The 25,022-nt window shown below is 56.3% G+C and carries 18 protein-coding genes; 13 read left to right on the plus strand and 5 right to left on the minus strand.

Going from position 1 to position 25,022, the window contains the following annotated elements; translation table 11 throughout:
* Positions 1 to 146 precede the first annotated feature (146 nt).
* The 4 genes from ACE3MN_RS05235 to queF form a co-directional block, all read right to left on the minus strand.
* Positions 147 to 1,514, minus strand: a complete 1,368-nt coding sequence (locus ACE3MN_RS05235) for an L-serine ammonia-lyase (RefSeq protein WP_049088644.1) — start codon at positions 1,512 to 1,514, stop codon at positions 147 to 149.
* A 53-nt stretch (positions 1,515 to 1,567) separates the two neighbouring features.
* Complete coding sequence (locus tag ACE3MN_RS05240; RefSeq protein ID WP_004137269.1) at positions 1,568 to 2,857, minus strand: HAAAP family serine/threonine permease; 1,290 nt, start codon at positions 2,855 to 2,857, stop codon at positions 1,568 to 1,570.
* Between the two features lie 536 nt (positions 2,858 to 3,393).
* Entirely contained in the window at positions 3,394 to 4,761 is a 1,368-nt protein-coding gene (gene ppnN / locus ACE3MN_RS05245; RefSeq protein ID WP_102650037.1) for a nucleotide 5'-monophosphate nucleosidase PpnN, read from the minus strand.
* 111 nt (positions 4,762 to 4,872) lie between these two features.
* Positions 4,873 to 5,718: an NADPH-dependent 7-cyano-7-deazaguanine reductase QueF gene (queF, locus tag ACE3MN_RS05250; RefSeq protein WP_049085088.1), complete on the minus strand. Its 846-nt coding sequence runs from the start codon at positions 5,716 to 5,718 to the stop codon at positions 4,873 to 4,875.
* A gap of 69 nt (positions 5,719 to 5,787) precedes the next feature.
* On the opposite strand from queF, the gene syd reads away from it, so the two are divergent.
* From syd to ACE3MN_RS05290, 8 genes are all read left to right on the plus strand, one after another.
* The gene (gene syd / locus ACE3MN_RS05255) at positions 5,788 to 6,333 is read left to right on the plus strand and encodes a SecY-interacting protein (RefSeq protein ID WP_004137273.1); all 546 of its coding nucleotides are present in this window, start codon (positions 5,788 to 5,790) and stop codon (positions 6,331 to 6,333) included.
* 633 nt (positions 6,334 to 6,966) lie between these two features.
* Positions 6,967 to 7,296, plus strand: a complete 330-nt coding sequence (locus ACE3MN_RS05260; protein ID WP_004137278.1) for a YqcC family protein — start codon at positions 6,967 to 6,969, stop codon at positions 7,294 to 7,296.
* Positions 7,296 to 8,090 (plus strand): tRNA pseudouridine(65) synthase TruC, encoded by a 795-nt coding sequence (gene truC / locus ACE3MN_RS05265; protein ID WP_024358510.1) that lies wholly within the window; start codon positions 7,296 to 7,298, stop codon positions 8,088 to 8,090. Before ACE3MN_RS05260 ends, truC begins: the two co-directional genes overlap by 1 nt.
* A 2-nt stretch (positions 8,091 to 8,092) precedes the next feature.
* Complete coding sequence (locus tag ACE3MN_RS05270; protein WP_004137281.1) at positions 8,093 to 8,536, plus strand: flavodoxin; 444 nt, start codon at positions 8,093 to 8,095, stop codon at positions 8,534 to 8,536.
* Between the two features lie 484 nt (positions 8,537 to 9,020).
* Positions 9,021 to 10,379: a galactarate/glucarate/glycerate transporter GudP gene (gudP, locus tag ACE3MN_RS05275; RefSeq protein WP_004124361.1), complete on the plus strand. Its 1,359-nt coding sequence runs from the start codon at positions 9,021 to 9,023 to the stop codon at positions 10,377 to 10,379.
* Complete coding sequence (locus ACE3MN_RS05280; protein ID WP_024358509.1) at positions 10,376 to 11,716, plus strand: enolase C-terminal domain-like protein; 1,341 nt, start codon at positions 10,376 to 10,378, stop codon at positions 11,714 to 11,716. Before gudP ends, ACE3MN_RS05280 begins: the two co-directional genes overlap by 4 nt.
* A 19-nt stretch (positions 11,717 to 11,735) precedes the next feature.
* Complete coding sequence (gene gudD / locus ACE3MN_RS05285; RefSeq protein WP_004137284.1) at positions 11,736 to 13,076, plus strand: glucarate dehydratase; 1,341 nt, start codon at positions 11,736 to 11,738, stop codon at positions 13,074 to 13,076.
* 71 nt (positions 13,077 to 13,147) lie between these two features.
* Positions 13,148 to 14,287: a glycerate kinase gene (locus ACE3MN_RS05290; RefSeq protein WP_004137285.1), complete on the plus strand. Its 1,140-nt coding sequence runs from the start codon at positions 13,148 to 13,150 to the stop codon at positions 14,285 to 14,287.
* A gap of 40 nt (positions 14,288 to 14,327) precedes the next feature.
* On the opposite strand, the gene barA is transcribed toward ACE3MN_RS05290, so the two are convergent.
* Positions 14,328 to 17,081 carry a two-component sensor histidine kinase BarA gene (barA, locus tag ACE3MN_RS05295; protein ID WP_102650035.1) on the minus strand — a complete coding sequence of 918 codons (2,754 nt, stop codon included), beginning with the start codon at positions 17,079 to 17,081 and terminating at the stop codon, positions 14,328 to 14,330.
* Positions 17,082 to 17,205: 124 nt separating this feature from the next.
* On the opposite strand from barA, the gene rlmD reads away from it, so the two are divergent.
* The 5 genes from rlmD to eno all read left to right on the plus strand — a co-directional run bounded on the left by rlmD (position 17,206) and on the right by eno (position 24,979).
* Entirely contained in the window at positions 17,206 to 18,549 is a 1,344-nt protein-coding gene (gene rlmD, locus ACE3MN_RS05300; RefSeq protein ID WP_102650034.1) for a 23S rRNA (uracil(1939)-C(5))-methyltransferase RlmD, read from the plus strand.
* Between the two features lie 97 nt (positions 18,550 to 18,646).
* Positions 18,647 to 20,884, plus strand: a complete 2,238-nt coding sequence (gene relA, locus ACE3MN_RS05305; RefSeq protein WP_004137289.1) for a GTP diphosphokinase — start codon at positions 18,647 to 18,649, stop codon at positions 20,882 to 20,884.
* Positions 20,885 to 20,943: 59 nt separating this feature from the next.
* Positions 20,944 to 21,735 carry a nucleoside triphosphate pyrophosphohydrolase gene (gene mazG / locus ACE3MN_RS05310; protein ID WP_049085091.1) on the plus strand — a complete coding sequence of 264 codons (792 nt, stop codon included), beginning with the start codon at positions 20,944 to 20,946 and terminating at the stop codon, positions 21,733 to 21,735.
* 227 nt (positions 21,736 to 21,962) lie between these two features.
* Positions 21,963 to 23,600, plus strand: coding sequence for a glutamine hydrolyzing CTP synthase (gene pyrG, locus ACE3MN_RS05315; RefSeq protein WP_004124328.1), 1,638 nt, complete (start codon positions 21,963 to 21,965; stop codon positions 23,598 to 23,600).
* Positions 23,601 to 23,680: 80 nt separating this feature from the next.
* Positions 23,681 to 24,979, plus strand: coding sequence for a phosphopyruvate hydratase (gene eno / locus ACE3MN_RS05320; RefSeq protein ID WP_004124327.1), 1,299 nt, complete (start codon positions 23,681 to 23,683; stop codon positions 24,977 to 24,979).
* The last annotated feature ends 43 nt before the right edge of the window (positions 24,980 to 25,022 follow it).

Raw genomic sequence — 25,022 nt, forward strand, 5'->3', positions numbered from 1 at the left:
TTTGTTCTCCTTGAGCGGTTTTCCGTAAGGTAACAAATCGTCTTTATAACTAATAAATAACTAAATTATCATTTATATAACATAAATGAAGGAAGAGGGCAGGGGGAAGAAAGCCCGGCATGCCGCAGCATACCGGGAGGGGGACGTTAATCGCAGGCGACAATCTTCATTGCCAGGCCGCCGCGCGAGGTTTCACGATATTTGGCGTTCATATCTTTGCCCGTTTCGTACATGGTCTCGATGACTTTATCGAGGCACACCCGCGGCTCGCTGGTGCGGCGCAGGGCCATACGCGCGGCGTTGACCGCCTTGACCGCTGCGATAGCGTTACGTTCGATGCACGGCACCTGCACCTGGCCGGCAACCGGATCGCAGGTGAGACCGAGGTTGTGCTCCATACCAATTTCCGCCGCGATGCATACCTGACCCGGACTGCCGCCCAGAAGTTCAGCCAGACCGGCCGCCGCCATTGAACAGGCTACGCCGACTTCACCCTGGCAGCCCACTTCGGCGCCGGAAATTGAGGCGTTCATCTTATAGAGCGAGCCAATGGCGCTGGTGACCAGCATATAGCGCGCCAGCGAGTTGGCGTTCACTTTGCGGATGAACTTGTCGTAGTAGGCCAGCACCGCAGGTACGATACCGCAGGCGCCGTTGGTCGGCGCGGTCACGACGCGCCCGCCAGCGGCGTTCTCTTCGTTAACCGCCAGGGCGAACATGTTAATCCAGTCAACGACCGCCATCGGGTCGCTGTTGGTGTTGTCCTGGCTTACCAGCATCCGGCGCAGCGCGGCGGCGCGACGGGGAACCCGCAGCTTGCCCGGCAGAACCCCTTCGGTGGTGATGCCGCGCTCAATTCCGCTGCTCATCACCTCCCAGACCGCAGCAAAATGCTGCTCCAGCGCTTCTTTACTGTGCAGCGCCAGCTCGTTTTGCATCATCAGGCCGGAGAGCGATAGCCCGCTTTCGCGGCAGTGGCGCTGCAGGTCGGCGGCATTTTTATACGGATAAGGGACGGCGACTGGCGCTTCGGCGGTCACGCCGAAATGGTCTTCGTCGACGATAAACCCGCCGCCGATGGAGTAGTACGTCTGGCTGTAGAGAACCTTCTCGCCGCCGAGAGCGGTAATACGCATGCCGTTCTCATGCCGCGACAGGTTGTCGGCGTGGAAATTCATGCACCGATCGACCGGGAACGCCACTTCCTGCTGGCCGTTCGCCAGCATCAGGCGGCCATGGGTGTTGACGTCCTGGATAAAGCCGGGAATCGCGTCGATATCGACGGTATCCGGCAGGTTGCCCGCCAGGCCCATAATAATCGCGATGTCGGTATGGTGGCCTTTACCAGTCAGGGAAAGGGATCCGTAGACATCGACGACGACTTTGGTTACCTCGGGAAGCAGCCCGCGCTCAATAAGATCGTCCGTGAATTGTTTGCCCGCTTTCATCGGTCCAACGGTGTGGGAGCTGGAAGGGCCAATGCCGATTTTAAAAATATCGAATACGCTGATCATGATGCATCCAGTGCTGTCGGGAGGCGCGCCGCCGTTAAGCGGCGCGGGGGATATTAGCTAAACAGAGAGTAGAAAATCGCGGAGATAGCAATCAGGCCCATAATCACCACGAATACGTTGCTGACGTGGCCGCTGTATTTGCGCATCGCCGGGACTTTCTGAATCGCGTACATCGGCATCAGGAACAGAATCATGGCGATAATCGGGCCGCCCAGGGTTTCGATCATCCCAAGGATGCTTGGGTTCAGCGTCGCCACAATCCAGGTGGTGACCAGCATGAACAGGGCGGTGATTTTGTTCAGTTTGTTGATTTCGATGGACTTGCCTTTACCGCGCAGGGATTTAATCACCATGCCGTTAAAGCCTTCGCGAGCGCCAAGGTAGTGGCCGAGGAAGGATTTGGTGATGGCGATCATCGCAATGATCGGCGCCATCCAGGCGATGACCGGCGCGTTAAAGTGGTTCGCCAGATAAGACAGAATCGAGATGTTCTGATCTTTCGCCGCCGCCAGATCCGCCGGAGAGAGGCTCAGTACGCAGCTGAAGACGAAGAACATCACGGTCAGCACCATCATGATGTGCGCGCGGGCCAGAATGCTGGAACATTTTTTCTCCGCGCCCTGGCCGTACTCTTCGCGTTTAGCGACGGCGAAGGAGGAGATGATCGGCGAGTGGTTAAAGGAGAACACCATCACCGGAATCGCCAGCCACAGAGTCATCCACAGGCCGTTGCCGGTCGCGGTCGCGCTGCTCAGGGAGAGGGTCTCCAGCGCCGCGCCGTTCCACTGCGGGATCAGATAAAAGGCCAGAATCATCAGCGCGACCACGAACGGGAACACCAGTACGCTCATCGCTTTCACAATCATCTGCTCGCCGAAGCGCACGATGGTCATCATGCCGACAATCAGAATCAGGGAAAGAATGGCGCGCGGCGGCGGCGTGATGTGCAGCTGGTGCAGCATAAAGCTTTCGACGGTATTGGTGATCGCCACGCTGTAAACCAACAGAATCGGGTAGATGGCGAAGAAGTAGAGCAGGGTAATCAGCTTACCTGCGCCGACGCCGAAATGCTCTTCGACCACTTCGGTGATGTCCTCGCCCGGATTCTTACCGGACAGCACGAAACGGGTCATCCCGCGGTGGGCGAAGAAGGTCATCGGGAAGGCCAGAATCGCCATGATGATCAGCGGGATCATACCGCCGACGCCGGCGTTGATCGGCAGGAACAGGACGCCCGCGCCGATAGCCGTGCCGTACAGGCCCAGCATCCACATGGTGTCCGTCTTGCGCCAACCGCTACGGGTAGCATCCGAAACGATGGTGCTGGTTTGAGTGGTTTCCATCTGTATCTCCTGGAGGAAGCAACAAAATCTATTGAATAAAAAAGACCAAATAATATGAAATTCGTTTGTTTACGGTTTTTTAGGCATTTTCTCCGTAACAATTGGTGCGGGAAGATACATTTATATGGTGAATGCATCAGTGATCGCGATCTCAAATGCAATAATCCACTTTAAATGTAAGCAATTTTAGTCCAACAGCCTGTTTCTGGGGATCAGCCAGAGATTTGTGGCGCGGAGGCTATCATTTTCAGCATATGAGAGAATAGTGGCGGGACGTAATAACGAGGTTTTTACTGTAAAAATGCGATGTTCTCGACGTTTTTACGTTAAAAGTCGTCTTTCCTGGTGATATTTATTGCTGTTTTTGGAAACGCAAACGATTGGCTTTTGTGAGAGTGGTGCTAAAAATTCATAAAAGGAATGATTTATCTGGAAAGCGTACGGGCGAATAGATAAGAGAAAAGGGGGAATGCGGCAGGGCGGGGAAAATAGCCCGGGGGCGTAAGCCGCCGCCCGGGAGAAGAACAGAAGATAACTCAGGAACAGATTTCGTAGCAGGGGATGTAGGCGGTGCCGCCCGGCAGCTTCATACGATGCTGCGCCACGAAGCCCTGCAGCAGGTCATCCATGCGGCGCATCATCGCCGCATCGCCGTGAATCTTATACGGGCCGAATTTCTCGATAGCCTGGATACCCACCTCTTTAACGTTACCGGCAACGATACCGGAGAAGGCGCGGCGGAGATCCGCTGCCAGCACTTCCACCGGCTGGTCCGGATAGAGTTTAAGGTTGGCCATATTGTCGTGGGTGGGATCGAACGGCATCTGCAGGTCCGGCGCAATACGCATCGACCAGTTGAAGCTGTAGGCGTCTCCGGTTTCGCGGCGGTTCTCTTTGACCATCGGCATCGCTTTTTTCATCTGACGGGCAACTTCCGCGGCGTCGTCGATGATAATGCGATAGTGACGACGGGCGGATTCGCCCAGCGTATGGACGATAAACTCATCCAGCACGCGGAAATAATCGGCGCTCTCTTTTGGCCCGGTGAGGATCAGCGGCAGAACTTGCGACTTGTTCGACGGGTGCATCAAAATGCCCAGCAGATAGAGCAGCTCTTCCGCCGTGCCCACGCCGCCCGGGAAGATGATGATGCCGTGGGCGATACGCACGAACGCCTCCAGACGTTTTTCGATATCCGGCATGATGATCAGTTCATTCACCAGCGGATTCGGCGGCTCGGCGGCGATAATCGACGGCTCGGTCATCCCGATAAAGCGGCTGTCTCTGTAACGCTGCTGCGCGTGGCCGACGGCGGCGCCTTTCATCGGCGCTTCCATCGCGCCCGGTCCACAGCCGGTGCAGATGTTAAGCTCGCGCAGACCCAGCTGGGTGCCGACGCGGCGGGCGTACAAATATTCGTTTTCGTTAATCGAGTGGCCGCCCCAGCAGACAATCATATTTGGCGCTTCGCCAACGTGCAGGGCGCGGGCGTTACGCAAAATGGAGAAGACCAGGTTGGTGATATGCACCGAGCTTTCAAGATCGAGATTCGGGAAGCGGACGGTGTTGTGGATCTGGCCGTAGACGAACAGGATATCGCGCAGTACGGCAAACAGGTTGGCCTGCAGGGAACGGATAATACGCCCGTCAACGAAAGCGTCTTCCGGCGGGTTGATCAGTTCCAGCTTCACGCCGCGTTCGCGACGCAGCACGTTAATATCGAAGTTTTCAAAACGAGACAGAAGCTCCTTGCTGTTATCGGTCAGGCTCCCCGAGTTGAGCACAGCAAGCGAGCAGTTGCGAAAGAGTTGATACAGGTCACTGCTGGCGGTGCGTTTAAGCATATCCACTTCCAGCTGCGACAGCATATCCATTGAACCAAGCGGGCTAACGTGTGTAATCAAGTGAACTCCTTACAGGACGATTATCGTCTTCCTGTGATTACAATAGCCCTGCTGATGGCGTTTTCACAACCTTGCGCGCGGGTTAACGCACGCAAATTGTGAAAATGTTGATTATTGACGGGCGAGGCGACCGGTGGCCGGCACAAAATCGGTGTTGCTGCGCCACGGGTTGATGTCGAGACCGCCGCGTCGCGTGTAGCGCGCGTAAACCGAAAGGGCTTCCGGCTGGCAGAAACGCTGAATATCGTTGAAGATGCGCTCTACGCACTGCTCGTGGAATTCGTTGTGATGACGGAATGACACCAGATAGCGCAGCAGCTTTTCGCGATCGATTTTCGCCCCGCGATACTGAATCTGCACCGAGCCCCAGTCTGGCTGGTGGGTAATCAGGCAGTTGGACTTCAGCAGATGGCTGACCAGGGTCTCTTCGACCACTTTGCCGCAAGCGGCGTCCTGCAGGTAATCGGCGCTGAACTGGTAGTTATCGATTTCAATATCCTGGTCGTCGATGCAGGTGCCGTGCAGATGGGCCACCGGCTGGCCTTCGAGCTCATCGAGGCGATACAGCGACACCTTCACTTCTCCTTGCGCACAGGCGCTGAGATCGCGCGCCAGCGTCGCCTCGACCGCCTGCCAGTCAGCAAAGCGCGTCTGGTTAAAGCTGTTGAGATAGAGCTTAAAGCTTTTTGATTCCACCAGGTTAACGGTGGTGTCGCTGAGCTCGACGTGGCCCACGGCCACCTGCGGCAGACCTTTGGCGTTCAGCCAGGAGAGCTCGTACAGCGTCCAGATATCGGCGCCGTGAAACGGCAGGTTATCGGCGTGCAGATCCAGCGGGTCGCGGTTCAGGCTGCGCGGGACGCCCTGAAGCAGGCTGGCATCGTAGGTATCGCGGTAATCGGTTGATTTTCCGAGCGTCAGGCCGGCCAGCGCCTGATGATTATCGTAAGAAGACATGTTTCACCATAGTTAAAGCGGTTACACTATATGCCAAGTGTATCCTGTCTAACGTGAAGAGAGAAACCGGTGGATCAGCAAACCGCAGAAGCGCTACAAGCATTTACCCAACGTTACTGTGAGGCGTGGCAGCAGCAGCGTTCCAGCCTGCCGCGCAGCGAAGAGCTTTACGGCATCCCGTCGCCGTGCGTCAACGGCACGGATGATGACGGCGTTTTCTGGCAGCCGCAGCCGTTTTCATTAGAACAAAATATTCACGCGGTTGAACGGGCGCTGGAGATTGTGGTACAACAACCGCTTCATGCTTATTATACCACTCAGTTTGCCGGTGATATGCAGGCGCGTTTCGCCGATGAAACCATGACGCTGCTGCAAACCTGGAGCCCGGACGATTTCCAGCGGGTGCAGGAAAATCTGATCGGTCATCTGCTGGTGCAAAAGCGTTTGAAGCTGTCGCCGACCCTGTTTATCGCCACGCTGGACAGCGAACTGGATGTCATTTCGGTCTGTAATATGAGTGGTGAAGTGATCAAAGAGACCCTTGGCACCCGCAAACGCACGACCCTTTCCCCCTCGCTTGCGAGTTTCCTCAATTCCCTTAAGCCTGTTCTGTAATCCAGACTACCCAAACTTTTGTGAGAGATCTCTTACAAGACCTGTAAGAGATCGTCATCATTTAAGCCGATCCTTCAGGGACCGTATTTTAAGAAATATATTATTTTTCAATTGGTTAATTATTTTCTCATTAATCATACTGACGATTAATCTTAAGATATTGTCTTAACAAGGGTTGTAAGACGGGGCGGAATCAGGGATTCTATGTACATCGACAGGGAGTTGATAAACGAAGTGAACATCAGGATGATGACGCTTCTACAGGACCCGCCAGGATGGCGTTGCAAGGACAGGCTTCAGGATGAAGCACAGGATAACGCAGGATTGCGTAAAAGGACACCTCCAGGAAGGAGAACGAGAGCCGAGCAGGATGTTCGGTGGATCAGGAAGATCAGGATAGACTTAAGGATGAGTTATTTCGCATCGGGGTGGTGTGAAAGCAGGATGCAACTGTTTATGGATGAACATGGTCAGGAGACCTCAGGAAAAGTTTTCAAGGACGAGCAGGGAGCACCAATGTAGCTGGATTGCTGCAAAACGAACCGGGAGCACTGTTTTATACAGTGCTCCCTTTTTTTATTTCTCGTCTGAATTTGCTATTCTGCGCCGGTTTTCAACTCACCGAGGTTTCCCATGACTCTTGATCATCGCGTGCGCGAGCGCCTGCTCGCCATTGAAGCGCTGCTGCGCGAAACGGAACACTGGCAGGATAGCGCCCCCGATAGTCGCGCGTTTGCCAGCGAACAGCCGTTTTGCCTCGACACCATGGAGCCGCTTGAATGGCTGCAGTGGGTATTGATTCCGCGTATGCGCCAGCTGCTGGAAAGCGGAATGCCGCTGCCGCAGAACTTCGCTGTTGCCCCCTATTATGAGATGGCCCTCGATAACGCTCATCCCGTACGCGAAAGGGTGCTGGCCGAACTGCTCCTGCTGGATGCGCTGTTTGCCGGCGACGAAGCCTGATGCTGGAGATTTTATATCAGGACCAGTGGCTGGTCGCGGTAAACAAACCTTCGGGCTGGCTGGTGCACCGTAGCTGGCTGGATCGTGATGAAAAGGTCGTGGTGATGCAGACCGTGCGCGATCAGATAGGCCAGCACGTGTTCACCGCTCACCGCCTCGACAGGCCGACGTCCGGCGTGCTGCTGATGGGGCTATCGAGCGAAGCGGGAAGATTGCTGTCGCAGCAGTTCGAGCAGCATCAAATGCAGAAACGCTACCATGCGATCGCTCGCGGTTGGTTGAACGACGAAGCGGTGCTTGATTACCCGCTGGTTGAGGAGCTGGATAAAATCGCCGATAAGTTCGCTCGCGAAAATAAAGACCCGCAGCCGGCGGTCACCCATTACCGCGGCCTGGCGACGGTAGAGATGGCGGTGGCGACCGGACGTTACCCCACGACCCGCTATAGCCTGGTGGAACTGGAACCGAAAACCGGACGTAAACATCAGCTGCGACGCCATCTTGCCCATCTTCGCCATCCGATTATCGGTGATAGCAAACATGGCGATTTGCGGCAGAATCGCAGCGCGGCAGAGCATTTTGGCTGCGATCGGCTGATGCTGCACGCCAGCCAGCTCTCGTTAACGCATCCCTTTACCGGCGAACCGCTGGTCATTCGCGCCGGTCTTGACGACGTCTGGATGCGCGCGCTGTCGCAGTTTGGCTGGCGCGGCCTTCTCCCGCTAAATGAAAGGGTTGAGTTTGCCGACGACTGCGGTCAGGATGAAGAGATACAGGTCAATTCAGGGAGCTAGTCATGGCGGAAGTCGGAATTTTTGTCGGTACGATGTATGGAAATTCGCTCCTGGTCGCCGAAGAGGCGCAGGCTATTTTGAGCGGGCTGGGTCATCGGGCGAAAGTCTTTGAAGATCCTGAAGTCAAAGACTGGGAGTCCTATACCGGGAAATATGCGCTGGTGGTGACTTCGACCACCGGGCAGGGCGATTTACCGGACAGCATTGTGCCCTTGTACGAAGGCATCAAAGATATGTATCAGCCGCATTTACGCTATGGCATTATCGCCCTGGGCGATAGCACCTACGCCAACTTCTGCGGCGGCGGTTTGAAGTTTGATGCGTTATTGCAGGAGCAGGGCGGCTCGCGCGTGGGCGATATGCTGATGATTGACGCCAGCGAAGATCCGGAACCTGAAAGCGTCTCTAACCCATGGGTAACGCAGTGGGCGACGCTGCTTGATTAAAAAGTTTCGCCCTCTCCCTACAATAGAGGGCGCCCCTTTTTTACTGATGTTCAATGCCAGTGCCAGATTAACGGTCAAAAAGATCGTACCAATTCTCCGTGCGCCTGGCTTCGGGCATTTGCCTTAAAACCTGTGTCATGCCAGGGTCTTTACCGGGCTATTTCACGGGGTCAAGAGAGTTGTTTCACACTCCTGTCTTTTGTACCGCCCTCTCCACCTCTCAACGGGCGCGGTTTTTCATTTCCGTGAACCATCCCCCATCTCGTTAGGCATACGCCATAAATCAGATTTACTCAGCCGGTGAAAGCTGTGTATTTGCACGGTGAGCCCGTCAGCCCCTCTTTTTATACTTTCCCTGCCAGTTCCCAATGCAGTGCCAGATATAACGAAAACAATGAAAAACACTAACACGTCATTCTGAGTACCCTACAGGTTGTGCTGTTCAGAATGAACGTAGCTAACGCTATGATTCAGGAGTGCAACAATGAGTTCATTAAGTCAGGCGGCGAGCGGCGCTGAAAAGCGCACCAATGCTCGCTACTGGATAGTGGTGATGCTGTTTATCGTCACATCCTTCAACTACGGCGACCGCGCCACCTTATCCATTGCCGGATCGGAGATGGCCAAAGATATTGGTCTTGACGCCGTCGGCATGGGTTATGTTTTCTCCGCGTTCTCATGGGCCTACGTTATCGGCCAGATCCCAGGCGGCTGGCTGCTTGACCGCTTCGGTTCAAAACGCGTCTACTTCTGGTCCATTTTTATCTGGTCCATGTTTACCCTCCTGCAGGGCTTCGTCGATATCTTTAGCGGCTTCGGCATTATCGTCGCGCTGTTTACCCTGCGTTTCCTTGTCGGCCTGGCCGAAGCGCCATCTTTCCCCGGAAATAGCCGTATCGTCGCGGCCTGGTTCCCGGCCCAGGAGAGGGGCACGGCGGTGGCTATCTTTAACTCCGCGCAATACTTTGCCACGGTTATTTTTGCGCCGATCATGGGTTGGCTGACCCATGAGGTGGGCTGGTCGCACGTGTTCTTCTTTATGGGCGGCCTCGGGATTATCATCAGTTTTGTCTGGCTGAAGGTGATTCATGAACCGAACCAGCATCCGGGCGTGAACCAAAAAGAGCTGGATTACATCGCCGCAGGCGGCGCGCTGATCAACATGGATCAGGCGGCGGCCAAAGCCAAAGTGCCGTTTAGCGTAAAATGGGGGCAAATCAAGCAGCTGTTGGGTTCCCGCATGATGATTGGCGTCTATATCGGCCAATACTGCATCAACGCTTTAACCTATTTCTTTATCACCTGGTTCCCGGTTTATCTGGTGCAGGCGCGCGGGATGTCGATTCTGAAAGCCGGTTTTGTCGCGTCGGTGCCGGCGATCTGCGGCTTCGCGGGCGGGGTGCTCGGCGGGATTATTTCCGACTGGCTGATGCGGCGTACCGGCTCGCTGAACATCGCGCGTAAGACGCCGATCGTGATGGGGATGCTGCTGTCGATGGTGATGGTGTTCTGTAACTACGTTAACGTGGAGTGGATGATCATCGGCTTTATGGCGCTGGCCTTCTTCGGTAAAGGCATTGGCGCGCTGGGCTGGGCGGTGATGGCGGATACGGCGCCGAAAGAGATCAGCGGCCTGAGCGGCGGACTGTTCAATATGTTCGGCAATATCTCCGGCATCGTGACGCCAATTGCCATCGGCTACATCGTCGGCACCACCGGTTCGTTTAACGGCGCGCTGATTTATGTGGGGGTCCATGCGCTGGTGGCGGTGCTGAGCTATCTGGTGCTGGTGGGCGATATTAAGCGTATCGAACTGAAACCTGTGGCAGGACAATCATCATGACGACGCAATCGAGCCCCGTAATCACGGACATGAAGGTTATCCCGGTGGCCGGGCAGGACAGTATGCTGCTCAATATCGGCGGCGCCCATAACGCGTATTTCACCCGTAATATCGTGGTGCTGACCGACAGCGCCGGCAATACCGGCGTCGGCGAAGCGCCCGGCGGCGAGGTGATTTATCAGACGCTGGTGGATGCTATCCCGATGGTTTTGGGCCAGGAAATCGCCCGCCTGAACAAAGTGGTTCAGCAGGTGCATAAAGGCAATCAGGCTGCGGATTTTGACACCTTTGGCAAAGGCGCCTGGACGTTCGAACTGCGGGTGAACGCGGTGGCGGCGCTGGAAGCAGCGCTGCTGGATCTGCTGGGCAAAGCGCTCAACGTGCCGGTTTGCGAACTGCTCGGGCCGGGCAAGCAGCGCGATGCGGTGACCGTGTTGGGCTATCTGTTCTACGTAGGCGATCGTACGAAGACCGATCTGCCCTATCTGGAAAGCACGCCGGGCAGCCACGCGTGGTATCGCCTGCGTCATCAGCAAGCGCTGAACAGCGAGGCGGTGGTGCGCCTGGCGGAAGCCGCGCAGGATCGCTACGGCTTTAAAGATTTTAAACTGAAAGGCGGCGTGCTGCCCGGCGAGCAGGAGATCGAAACCGCCCGCGCGCTGAAGAAGCGTTTCCCGGATGCGCGTATTACGGTCGACCCTAATGGCGCCTGGCTATTGGACGAAGCCATCGCCCTGTGTAAAGGGCTGAACGATGTGCTGACTTACGCCGAAGACCCCTGCGGCGCCGAGCAGGGCTTTTCCGGCCGCGAAGTGATGGCGGAGTTTCGCCGCGCCACCGGTTTGCCGGTGGCAACTAACATGATCGCCACCAACTGGCGTGAAATGGGCCATGCGGTGATGCTGAACGCCGTGGATATTCCGCTGGCCGATCCGCACTTCTGGACCCTTTCCGGCGCGGTGCGCGTGGCGCAGCTGTGCGATGACTGGGGCCTGACCTGGGGCTGCCACTCCAATAACCACTTTGATATTTCACTGGCCATGTTTACCCACGTCGGCGCGGCGGCGCCGGGTAACCCCACGGCCATCGATACCCACTGGATTTGGCAGGAGGGAGATTGCCGCCTGACCAAAAATCCGCTGGAGATTAAGCACGGAAAAATCGCGGTTCCGGACGCGCCAGGACTTGGCGTTGAGCTGGACTGGGAGCAGGTACAGAAGGCGCATGAGGCCTATAAAAGGCTGCCCGGCGGCGCGCGTAATGACGCAGGCCCGATGCAGTACCTGATCCCTGGATGGACTTTTGACCGTAAACGCCCCGTTTTCGGCCGTCACTGATTTGAATAAGGACTTAACTATGAGCGCACAATTTTCGACCCCCGTTGTTTCTTCTATGCAGGTCATTCCGGTCGCGGGCCACGACAGCATGCTGATGAACCTGAGCGGCGCGCACGCCCCGTTCTTCACGCGTAATATCGTGGTGATTAAAGATAATTCCGGCCATACCGGCGTCGGCGAAATCCCCGGCGGAGAGAAAATCCGCAAGACTCTCGAAGATGCGATCCCGCTGGTAGTCGGTAAGACGCTGGGTGAGTACAAAAACGTGCTGACCGCCGTGCGCAATACTTTCGCCGACCGCGACGCCGGTGGGCGCGGTTTGCAGACCTTCGATCTGCGTACCACAATTCACGTAGTGACCGGGATCGAAGCGGCGATGCTGGATCTGCTGGGCCAGCATCTGGGCGTGAACGTGGCGTCTCTTCTGGGCGATGGTCAGCAGCGCAGCGAAGTGGAAATGCTCGGCTATCTGTTCTTCGTCGGCAACCGTAAAGCCACGCCGCTGCCGTATCAGAGCCAGCCGGATGACAAATGCGACTGGTATCGCCTGCGTCATGATGAAGCGATGACCCCGGATGCGGTGGTGCGCCTGGCGGAAGCGGCGTATGAGAAATATGGCTTTAACGACTTTAAACTGAAAGGCGGTGTGCTGGCCGGGGAAGAGGAGGCGGAATCTATCGTCGCGCTGGCGAAGCGCTTCCCGCAGGCGCGCGTAACTCTGGATCCGAACGGCGCGTGGTCGCTGAATGAAGCGATCAAGATTGGTAAATATCTGAAGGGATCGCTGGCCTATGCGGAAGATCCGTGCGGGGCTGAGCAGGGCTTCTCCGGTCGTGAAGTGATGGCGGAGTTCCGCCGCGCCACCGGTCTGCCGACGGCGACCAATATGATCGCGACCGACTGGCGTCAGATGGGCCATACGCTGTCGCTGCAGTCGGTGGATATTCCGCTGGCGGATCCGCACTTCTGGACCATGCAGGGTTCCGTCCGCGTGGCGCAGATGTGCCATGAGTTTGGCCTGACCTGGGGCTCGCACTCTAACAACCACTTTGATATCTCGCTGGCGATGTTCACCCATGTTGCAGCGGCGGCGCCGGGGAAAATTACCGCCATCGATACTCACTGGATCTGGCAGGAAGGCAATCAGCGTCTGACCAAAGAGCCGTTTGAAATTAAAGGCGGGATGGTACAGGTACCGGCAAAACCGGGTCTGGGCGTAGAGCTTGATATGGATCAGGTGATGAAAGCCCATGAACTGTATCAGAAACATGGCCTGGGCGCGCGCGATGATGCTATGGGCATGCAGTATTTAATCCCGAACTGGACGTTTGATAACAAGCGTCCCTGCATGGTGCGCTAAGGAAATATCGGTCCCTTCGGGGGCCGATTGACCGCACGGCATCGGGTCATCGTTCATTTTAAGGACAGCTTATGAAGATAGTGATCGCACCGGATTCATACAAGGAGAGCCTGAGTGCGCTGGATGTTGCTACCGCGATAGAGCAAGGTTTTCGAGAAATTTACGCCGATGCGGAATATGTCAAACTGCCGGTCGCCGACGGCGGCGAAGGGACCGTCGAAGCCATGGTCGCCGCAACGCAGGGATGCCGGATAGCGGTCACCGTCACCGGTCCGCTCGGCGAGCCGGTGGACGCTTTTTACGGCCTGTCGGGCGATAAACAATGCGCGTTTATCGAAATGGCGGCGGCAAGCGGCCTGGAGAGCGTGCCGCCGGCGCGGCGCAATCCTTTGCTGACCACTTCGTGGGGGACCGGCGAGCTGATTCGCCACGCGCTGGATGCGGGCGTGACGCAAATTATTATCGGCATCGGCGGCAGCGCGACGAACGACGGCGGGGCCGGAATGGTACAGGCGCTAGGGGCGAAGCTGCTGACTAAAGATAACCAGCAGATTGCCGCTGGCGGACGCGCGCTGGAGAACCTCGCGCGCATCGACGTTAGCGAACTGGATAAGCGCCTGGCCGGCTGTCGTATCGACGTCGCTTGCGATGTCACCAATCCGCTGACGGGGCCCGAGGGCGCGACGGCGGTATTTGGGCCGCAGAAAGGGGCGACGGCGGAGATGATCCCCTGTCTGGATAGCGCGCTGGCCCATTTTGCCGAGATTATCCATCGCGATTTAGAACTGGATGTGCTGCATCTTGAAGGCGGCGGCGCGGCGGGAGGAATGGGCGCGGGCCTGTACGCCTTCTGCGGCGCAAAGCTGCGGCCGGGCATTGAGATCGTGACCGACGCTCTGCACCTTGCCGATATCGTGGCGGATGCGGATCTGGTGATTACCGGCGAAGGGCGTATCGATAGCCAGACGGTGCACGGCAAGGTGCCGGTTGGCGTGGCGAGGGTGGCAAAACGCTATAATCTGCCGGTCATCGGCATTGCCGGAAGCCTGACGTCTGACGTCGGCGTCGTGCATCAGCACGGCCTGGATGCGGTATTTAGCGTGATTTATTCAATCTGTACGCTGGATGAGGCGCTGGAAAATGCCGCCGAAAACGTGCGTATGACGGCGAGAAACGTTGCCGCCGTGCTGAAAATAGGGCGGCTATTATAGGTTATCCCCCGGTCGCGAAGCGCGGACCGGGGCATGCGTTTTAAATTCCCAGTAGCTTACAGGCTTCCCGCGCGACGTTGTCCATTTCATCCAGCAGCTCCAGAAACTCCGGTTCCAGCTCCTCGGCGGCGGTGCCCGCGCGCAGCTGACTCTCAATGGTGTGACACAGTTTCTTCAGACGCGGCACGCCGCTATAGCTACAGCTGCCGTGCAGCTTATGCACTAAATCCAGCACCCCTTCCGGCTGCTCTCCCACCAGCTGTTCTTCCACCTTGTTACGTACTTCAGGCATAAAGGCGAGCAGCATTTGCAGCATTTCCCGCGCCAGGTCCGGTTTCATCGCCGCCTGACGCAGCGCCAGCTGCCAGTCGAGGGTGACATTATGATTGATGGGCGGTTCCGCAGGCTCCGCGGCGGCCTGCGGGAGCGCCGCCTTTCCCGGCTGATAGCGCAGCAGCAGACTGTGGAGCTTATCTTCCTCAATGGGTTTCGCCAGATAGTCGTTCATTCCCGCTTTGAGTAATTTCTCACGCTGCCCCTCGAGGGCGTGGGCCGTCACGGCGATCACCGGCGTTTGCTGCTGATGGGGGAGCTGGTGAATCAGTTCGCAGGCGCGGATACCGTCCATTTCCGGCATTTGAATATCCATCAGAATCAGATCCTGCTGCGTTTCTCTGGCTCGTTCGACGGCTTGCTGACCGCTGTCGCAGAGGATGACATGCTGGACTAAGTCCTCCAGCAGCGCGCCGATGAGCTTGAGATTCGCCGGATTGTCATCAACGGCCATGACCGTCATCGGTAGCTTCTTACTATCGGCATGCGGCGGCAGAATCGTCGGCTGCGCATGGCAGGAGGCCGTCAGCGCCGGCAGTAAGCGCGTTGAGGTTAATGGCTTAAGCAAACAGGCGGCGATGCCGTCCTGGCGCAACGTTTCGGCGCTGACCTGAGCGTGGCACGGTAGGGCCAGCACCAGGTGATCGGCAAGCTTGCTGGCCCTTGCCAGCTTATCGCGATGCTGGCTCAGGTCGCGTATGGATACCGGAATCCCTGCCAGCAGGATATCGTAGTGGGCATCCGGTAGGGCCGTCATCGTCGGACTATAGACCACCTCCAGCGGCGTTGTCGCCAGTAGCTCCATCGTGCTCTGCGCCGCCGCCGCGTTGGCTTCAATATAGGCCAGCTTTTTGCCCGCCAGGCACTGCGTTGGCACGCTATCGGGAACCGCGTTGGGGTTGAGGTCGAGGCTGATATGGAACCAGAACGTCGAGCCGCGGTTAGGCTGGCTATGGAAGGAGATATCGCCGCCCATCTCCTTCACCAGGCGCTGGGTGATGACCAGCCCGAGGCCGGTTCCGCCGTGGCGACGGGAGATGCTGGCGTCGGCCTGGCGGAACGCCTGGAACAAACGCGACTGATCGCGTTCCGGAATGCCGATACCGGTATCGTGGATCTGGACTTCGATTTGGACGCGTGAGTTGCTGATGGCGCGCTGTTCCACCAGCACGTCAATATTGCCGTGTTCGGTGAACTTGATGGCGTTGCCCATCAGGTTGGTAATAATTTGCTGCAGGCGCAGCGGGTCGCCAATGACGTTATCCGGCACATCATTTTTGATATTCAGCGTCAGCTCCAGCCCTTTGTCGTGCGCCGAGTGCGCCAGCAGCGTAACCACCTCGTCCAGCGAGGTGCGCAGCAGGAACGGGATGCTCTCCAGAATGAGCTTACCGGCTTCAAGCTTAGAGAAGTCCAGAACATCGTTAATAATGGCCAGCAGATTGTTAGCGGAACGCTCGATGGTGGTCAGATGATCGCGCTGGGTGGTATTTAAATCAGTTTTCAGCGTCAGGCGCGTAAAGCCAATGACGCCGTTGAGCGGCGTGCGCAGCTCGTGTGACATATTGGCGAGGAATTCGGATTTGATTCGCGCCGCTTCCTGCGCGCGTTTTTTCGCCAGGTCCAGTTCGACGTTCTGGATTTCCATCTGCTCAAGCGTTTCCCGCAGATCGGAAGTGGCCTGATCGACATTGTGTTGCATCTCTTCGTGGTAGGCCGCCAGCGACATCGCCATGGAGTTGATGCCGTTTTTCAGCATATCCAACTCGCCGAGCATAAAGCCTTCAACGCGGCTATCAAGCTGGCCGCGGCGGATGCGGTCAACGGTATTCACCATGTTGCGGATCGGCCCGGTCACGTCGCGCATGAGTCGCCAGCCGAAGATCAGCGCAATACCGATACAGAACAGCATCATCACGCTGGAGATAAAGATCTCTTTGTACTGCTGCAGCCGCACCGATTTGAGATCCAGCTCCAGCGCCACGTAGCCGAGCATATTGCCCGGCATCTTGGCATCGCTTCCCGGTGATTCATCCGGTGAATAGCTTTCCGAGATGATGGGGGTACGCAAAATCATCAAATCGCCGTGACGAATCACGCTTAAACGGCGGGGAAAGGGGATCCCTTTTGGCAGCTGCAATTCGCCGGGATCGAGCTGAAAATTAGAGGTGACAAACAGCCTGTTGTGCGAGTCGTAGATGGAAATGGCGCGCACAATATCGGAGTGGCGGCGATGAAGTACGCTGATAAGCTGCCCGATTGACTCGCGGTTTTGCAAATTCATGCCATATTCACTGGAGACCGCCAGCGGTTCGATAATACTGGCTCCGGCATCCTCCAGCTGGCGCTGTAGGTCGTTATAGCGGTGTGCGACGAAGAAAATACTGAGCAGCAGACCGATCAGGACGGTGGGCGCCAGAATAAGAATCATCATGCGGGCACGAAGGCTGTAGTTGGTCATGCGGTTCCATTATGGGAGAATATATACATCATCCTTACAGGCTGCTGAGGCATTGGTTACGCTGGCTCACCCTGAAAGAACTCGTGTATAGAGTCAGTATATTTAATTGAGACAAATCTCTACGATGGCGCAATTCTACTCTGCAAAACGGCGTGTGACGACGCGCCAGATCATAACCGTTACAGTAAATGACCTTGATCCCTTTGGACAGGGCGTTGCGCGTCACCAGGGTAAGGCGCTGTTTGTTAGCGGTTTATTACCGCAAGAGCAGGCCGAAGTGGTCCTGGTCGAGGATAAAAAACAGTATGCCCGCGCACAGGTTAAACGTCGTCTTAGCGACAGCCCGCAGCGGCAGGCGCCGCGCTGTCCGCATTTTGGTATCTGCGGCGGATGTCAGCAGCAGCACGCCAGCGTTGAGCTGCAGCGGCAGAGCAAACGCGCCGCCCTCGCGCGGTTAATGAAGCGCGATGTTGATGACATTATAGCCGCTTCGCCGTGGGGCTATCGTCGCCGGGCGCGTCTGAGCTTGAATTATCAGCCAAAGACCCAACAATTACAGATAGGCTTCCGGAAGGCCAACTCCAGCGAAATTGTTGATGTGGTGCAGTGCCCCGTTTTGGTGCCCGCTCTTGGTGCGCTACTGCCCGCGGTACGAGAATGTCTCAGCGGATTGCAATCGCTGCGTCAGCTTGGCCACGTGGAGCTGGTGCAGGCGGACAACGGCCCGCTGATGGTTTTACGCCATACCGCGGCCCTTCCGGCAGCAGATAAAGAAAAGCTGGAACGTTTTTCGCAATCTCACGGTCTTTCCCTGTATCTCGCCCCGCAAAGCGAGATACTGGAACATATTCGCGGGGAAGCGCCCTGGTATACGTCCGACGGTCTACGCTTAGTGTTCAGTCCGCGCGACTTTATTCAGGTCAACGACGGCGTAAACCAGCTCATGGTGCGTACGGCGCTGGAATGGCTGGATATCCAGCCTCAGGATCGCGTGCTGGATCTCTTTTGCGGCATGGGCAATTTTACCCTGCCGCTGGCAAAACGCGCGGCGCAGGTGGTTGGCGTGGAAGGGGTTCCCGCGCTGGTCGTGAAGGCGAGAGAGAACGCGGCATTAAACGCGTTACACAATGTGACTTTCTTTCATGAAAACCTGGAAGAGGACGTTACCCGCCAGGCGTGGGCGAAGCACGGTTTTGATAAAGTCCTGCTCGATCCGGCGCGCGCCGGCGCGGCGGGCGTGATGTTACATATTATAAAATTAGCGCCGCGTCGGGTGGTGTATGTTTCTTGTAACCCGGCGACGCTGGCGCGCGATAGCGACGTTTTATTGCAGGCGGGATATACCATTCAACGCCTGGCGATGCTGGATATGTTCCCGCATACCGGACATCTGGAATCAATGGTGTTGTTTGAGCACAACAATTATTCAAATCGCATTGAAGCGGCATCCTCAGGAGCAGGTGACTGAGATAAAAGACGAAAGCCAACGTTGACGCGGTTTGAAGGATGAAGTGTAAAAGTTGAGGCTTGCCGACTTCGGCAGGCGGTCCCTTAAGGAGAGGACAATGGTTGCGGTAAGAAGTGCACATTTAAATAAAGCTGGTGAATTTGACCCGAAGAAATGGATCGCGAGTCTGGGAATTTCCAGCCAGCAGTCGTGTGAACGCTTAGCCGAAACCTGGGATTATTGTCGAGAGAAAACGCAGGGGCACCCGCAGGCCGACCTCCTGCTGTGGCGCGGCGTGGAGATGGTGGAAATTCTCTCCATGCTCAGCATGGATATCGACACGCTGCGGGCGGCGATGCTGTTCCCTCTGGCGGACGGCAACGTCGTCAGCGAAGAAATTATGCAGGAGAGCGTCGGCAAATCCGTCGTTACCCTGATCCACGGCGTGCGGGACATGGCCGCGATACGCCAGCTTAAAGCCACCCATACCGATTCAGTCTCCTCTGAACAGGTGGATAACATCCGCCGCATGCTGCTGGCGATGGTTGATGATTTCCGCTGCGTGGTGATTAAGATCGCCGAGCGTATTGCCCATCTGCGCGAGGTGAAAGATGCGCCGGAAGATGAGCGCGTGCTGGCGGCGAAAGAGTGTACCAATATCTACGCGCCGCTGGCCAACCGCCTGGGGATCGGCCAGCTCAAGTGGGAGCTTGAGGATTACTGCTTCCGCTATCTGCACCCGGCGGAATATAAGCGGATTGCTAAATTACTGCACGAGCGGCGCATCGATCGTGAGCATTACATTGACGAATTCGTCGGGCATTTACGCACGGAGATGAAAACCGAGGGCGTCAAAGCCGAGGTCTACGGGCGTCCCAAGCATATCTACAGCATCTGGCGCAAAATGCAGAAAAAACATCTTGCCTTCGACGAGCTGTTTGACGTGCGGGCGGTGCGTATCGTCGCCGAACGCCTGCAGGATTGCTACGCCGCGCTGGGGATAGTGCATACTCACTACCGCCACCTGCCGGACGAGTTTGATGATTACGTCGCCAATCCCAAGCCTAATGGCTATCAGTCAATCCATACCGTCGTGCTGGGCCCCGGTGGCAAAACGATTGAAATTCAGATCCGTACTCGCCAGATGCATGAAGATGCCGAGCTGGGCGTGGCCGCGCACTGGAAGTACAAAGAGGGCGCCAGCGCAGCGGCCAGCGGCGGGCGCGGCTATGAAGATCGCATTGCGTGGCTGCGTAAACTGATTGCCTGGCAGGAAGAGATGGCTGATTCCGGCGAGATGCTGGATGAGGTGCGTAGCCAGGTCTTTGACGATCGGGTTTACGTTTTTACGCCGAAGGGCGACGTGGTGGACTTACCTTCCGGTTCGACGCCGCTCGATTTTGCCTATCATATTCACAGCGATGTCGGCCACCGCTGCATTGGGGCGAAAATCAGCGGGCGTATTGTGCCGTTTACCTATCAGTTGCAGATGGGCGACCAGATTGAAATCATCACCCAGAAGCAGCCCAACCCAAGCCGCGACTGGCTGAACCCGAACCTCGGCTACGTGACCACCAGCCGCGGGCGTTCCAAAATACACGCCTGGTTCCGCAAGCAGGATCGCGACAAGAATATTCTTGCCGGGCGGCAGATCCTTGACGACGAGCTTGAACACCTTGGCATTAGCCTGAAGGACGCGGAAAAGCATCTGCTGCCGCGCTACAACTTCAACGAGCAGGACGAACTGCTGGCGGCGATTGGCGGCGGCGATATTCGCCTCAACCAGATGGTCAACTTCCTGCAGGCGCAGTTTAATAAGCCCAGCGCGGCGGAGCAGGATGCGGCGGCGTTAAAGCAGCTGCAGCAGAAAACCCATGCTCCGCAGAATCGCAGCAAAGACAATGGTCGCGTGGTGGTCGAAGGGGTCGGCAACCTGATGCATCACATTGCGCGCTGCTGCCAGCCGATTCCCGGCGATGAAATTGTGGGCTTTATCACCCAGGGCCGCGGGATCTCGGTGCACCGCGCGGATTGCGATCAGCTCGCGGAACTGCAGTCTCACGCCCCGGAGCGCATCGTTGACGCGGTGTGGGGAGAGAGCTACTCGGCGGGCTACTCGCTGGTGGTACGCGTGCAGGCCAACGATCGCAGCGGCCTGCTGCGCGATATCACCACCATTCTCGCCAATGAGAAAGTTAACGTGCTGGGCGTGGCCAGCCGCAGCGATACCAAACAGCAGTTGGCGACGATCGATATGACCATCGAGATCTACAACCTGCAGGTGCTGGGCCGCGTGCTGGGTAAACTGAATCAGGTACCGGATGTCATCGACGCCCGTCGCCTGCACGGCGGTTAACTTCACTTTCTTTATGTCGGCCGGGGTCGCCCCGGCCTGATTCTTTAATGGAAACGACAATGAGCCAAATCGACCGCCTGCTCGGCATTATGCAGCGTCTGCGCGATCCGGAAAACGGCTGTCCGTGGGACAAAGAGCAGACTTTTGCCACCATCGCCCCGTATACCCTCGAAGAAACCTATGAAGTGCTCGACGCGATTGCCCGCGAAGATTTTGACGATCTGCGCGGTGAATTAGGCGACCTGCTGTTCCAGGTCGTCTTCTACGCTCAGATGGCGCAGGAAGAGGGGCGCTTTGATTTTAACGATATCTGCGCCGCGATCGGCGACAAGCTGGAGCGCCGCCATCCGCATATTTTCGGCGATGCCTCCGCCGGGAACAGCAGCGAAGTGCTGGCCCGCTGGGAGCAGATCAAAAGCGCAGAGCGAGCGGAAAAGTCCCAGCACTCAGCGCTGGACGATATTCCGCATAGTCTGCCGGCGCTGATGCGCGCGCATAAAATCCAGAAACGCTGCTCGGCGGTCGGCTTTGACTGGACTTCTCTGGGGCCGGTGCTGGACAAAGTGCACGAAGAAATAGACGAAGTCATGCACGAAGCGCAGCAGGCGGTGGTGGATGAAGCTAAACTGGAGGAGGAAGTGGGCGATCTGCTGTTTGCGACGGTCAATTTATCCCGCCATTTAGGGGTAAAAGCTGAAGTTGCCCTGCAAAAAGCCAACCTGAAGTTTGAGCGCAGATTCCGCGAAGTAGAGCGGATTGTCGCCGCGCGGGGCCTGGAAATGACCGGCGTTGACCTCGATACCATGGAGCTGGTGTGGCAGGAAGTAAAACGCCAGGAAACTGATCTCTAAAGAGTTTTCGTGATCAAGCGCTATTTGTGTGATTTTTTAAATAACAAGCGCTTGATTTACGTCAAAAACATTTCGCCAAAAGCGGCTATTTTCTCACTCCCTGCGTTTGTGTGGGCCTGATGAAAAGGAGGGATAATGAAAGTTTGTGGCGTCAGTCATGATCGGGTATACTGCTTTCCCGTCCTGGTTATTCCATCGTCTTTTAAACCTAACTTCTCAGGTTCAGCATGACAACGAACTATATTTTTGTGACCGGCGGGGTCGTATCCTCTCTGGGTAAAGGCATTGCCGCAGCTTCCCTCGCAGCCATTCTCGAAGCCCGCGGGCTTAACGTGACCATGATGAAACTGGATCCGTACATCAACGTCGATCCGGGCACCATGAGCCCAATCCAACACGGGGAAGTGTTCGTTACTGAAGACGGCGCTGAAACCGATCTGGACCTGGGTCACTATGAGCGTTTCATTCGCACCAAGATGACCCGTCGCAACAACTTCACCACGGGCCGTATTTACTCTGATGTCCTGCGCAAAGAGCGTCGCGGCGACTATCTGGGGGCCACCGTTCAGGTTATTCCGCACATCACCAACGCGATCAAAGAGCGCGTGCTGGCGGGCGGCGAAGGCCATGATGTGGTGCTGGTAGAAATCGGCGGCACCGTTGGCGATATCGAGTCGCTGCCGTTCCTTGAAGCGATTCGCCAGCTGGCGGTGGATATCGGTCGTGAAAACGCGCTGTTTATGCACCTGACCCTGGTGCCGTACATGGCCGCCGCGGGTGAAGTCAAAACCAAGCCGACCCAGCACTCCGTTAAAGAACTGCTTTCCATCGGTATTCAGCCTGACATCCTGGTCTGCCGCTCCGATCGCGCCATTCCGGCGAACGAACGTGCCAAAATTGCATTGTTCTGCAATGTGCCAGAAAAAGCCGTTATTTCGATGAAAGATGTCGATTCCATTTATAAAATTCCGGGCCTGTTGAAATCGCAGGGGCTGGACGATTATATTTGTAAACGATTCAGCTTAAACTGTCCGGAAGCGAACCTGGCCGAATGGGAACAGGTTATCTATGAAGAAGCGAACCCGGCAGGCGAAGTCACCATTGGTATGGTCGGCAAGTACATTGAACTGCCGGACGCCTACAAATCGGTGATTGAAGCGCTGAAACACGGCGGTCTGAAAAATCGCGTTACCGTCAACATCAAGCTGATCGATTCGCAGGATGTGGAAACGCGCGGCGTCGAAATTCTGAAGAATTTAGACGCTATCCTGATCCCAGGTGGCTTCGGCTATCGCGGCGTTGAAGGTAAGATTGCCACCGCGCGCTATGCGCGTGAAAACAACATTCCTTATCTGGGTATTTGCCTGGGTATGCAGGTTGCGCTGATTGAGTTCGCGCGCAACGTAGCCGGGATGGAAAACGCCAACTCAACGGAATTTGTGCCAGACTGTAAGTACCCGGTTGTGGCCCTGATTACCGAATGGCGTGATGAAGACGGTAATGTCGAAGTGCGCTCTGATAAGAGCGACCTCGGCGGCACGATGCGCCTTGGCGCACAGCAGTGCCAGCTGGGCGAAGATAGCCTGGTGCGCCAGCTGTACGGTGAGCCAACCATTACCGAACGCCATCGCCACCGCTACGAAGTCAACAATATGCTGTTGAAACCGATTGAAAATGCGGGCCTGCGTATTGCGGGCCGTTCCGGGGATGATCAGTTGGTCGAGATCATCGAGGTGCCTAACCATCCGTGGTTCGTCGCCTGTCAGTTCCATCCGGAGTTTACTTCGACGCCGCGTGATGGCCATCCGCTGTTTGCCGGCTTTGTGAAAGCCGCTAGCGAGTACCAGAAGCGTCAGGCGAAGTAAAAGAGTTAGAACGGCAATGCACCCATCCGGGTGCATTGTTTGTCTGGAGTTTTAGTTTAACTTGTACTGAGGAAAACCTAATGTCCAAAATCGTTAAAGTCATCGGTCGTGAAATCATCGACTCCCGTGGTAACCCGACTGTTGAAGCCGAAGTACACCTGGAAGGTGGTTTCGTCGGTATGGCAGCTGCTCCGTCAGGTGCTTCTACTGGCTCCCGCGAAGCGCTGGAACTGCGCGATGGCGACAAATCCCGTTTCATGGGTAAAGGCGTACTGAAAGCCGTTGGCGCTGTTAACGGCCCGATCGCTCAGGCAATCCTTGGCAAAGACGCCAAAGATCAGGCTGGCATCGACAAAATCATGATCGACCTGGACGGTACTGAAAACAAATCTAACTTCGGTGCGAACGCTATCCTGGCCGTCTCTCTGGCTAACGCCAAAGCTGCCGCTGCTTCTAAAGGTCAGCCGCTGTATGAGCACATCGCTGAGCTGAACGGCACCCCGGGCAAATACTCCATGCCGGTTCCGATGATGAACATCATCAACGGCGGCGAGCACGCTGACAACAACGTCGACATCCAGGAATTTATGATTCAGCCGGTTGGCGCTAAATCCCTGAAAGAAGCCGTACGTATGGGTTCTGAAGTGTTCCACAACCTGGCTAAAGTTCTGAAAGCTAAAGGTATGAACACCGCTGTTGGCGACGAAGGCGGCTATGCGCCGAACCTGGGCTCCAACGCTGAAGCGCTGGCTGTTATCGCTGAAGCGGTTAAAGCTGCTGGCTACGAGCTGGGCAAAGACATCACTCTGGCGATGGACTGCGCGGCTTCTGAATTCTACAAAGACGGTAAATACGTTCTGGCTGGCGAAGGCAATAAAGCGTTCACCTCTGAAGAATTCACCCACTTCCTGGAAGAGCTGACCAAACAGTACCCGATCGTCTCCATCGAAGATGGCCTGGACGAATCTGACTGGGACGGTTTCGCATACCAGACTAAAGTACTGGGCGACAAAATCCAGCTGGTTGGTGACGATCTGTTCGTAACCAACACCAAGATCCTGAAAGAAGGTATCGAGAAAGGCATCGTTAACTCCATCCTGATCAAATTCAACCAGATCGGTTCTCTGACCGAAACTCTGGCTGCGATCAAAATGGCGAAAGACGCTGGCTACACTGCCGTTATCTCTCACCGTTCAGGCGAAACTGAAGACGCTACCATCGCTGACCTGGCTGTGGGTACCGCTGCAGGCCAGATCAAAACCGGTTCTATGAGCCGTTCTGACCGCGTTGCTAAATACAACCAGCTGATTCGTATCGAAGAAGCGCTGGGCGAAAAAGCACCGTACAACGGTCGTAAAGAGATCAAAGGTCAGGCATAAGCCCGTCTTTCTCTGATATGAAAAAGCCAGCCTTCGGGCTGGC

Origin of the sequence: Klebsiella grimontii (assembly GCF_042137965.1) — a bacterium.
In the GTDB taxonomy this organism is placed as follows: domain Bacteria; phylum Pseudomonadota; class Gammaproteobacteria; order Enterobacterales; family Enterobacteriaceae; genus Klebsiella; species Klebsiella grimontii.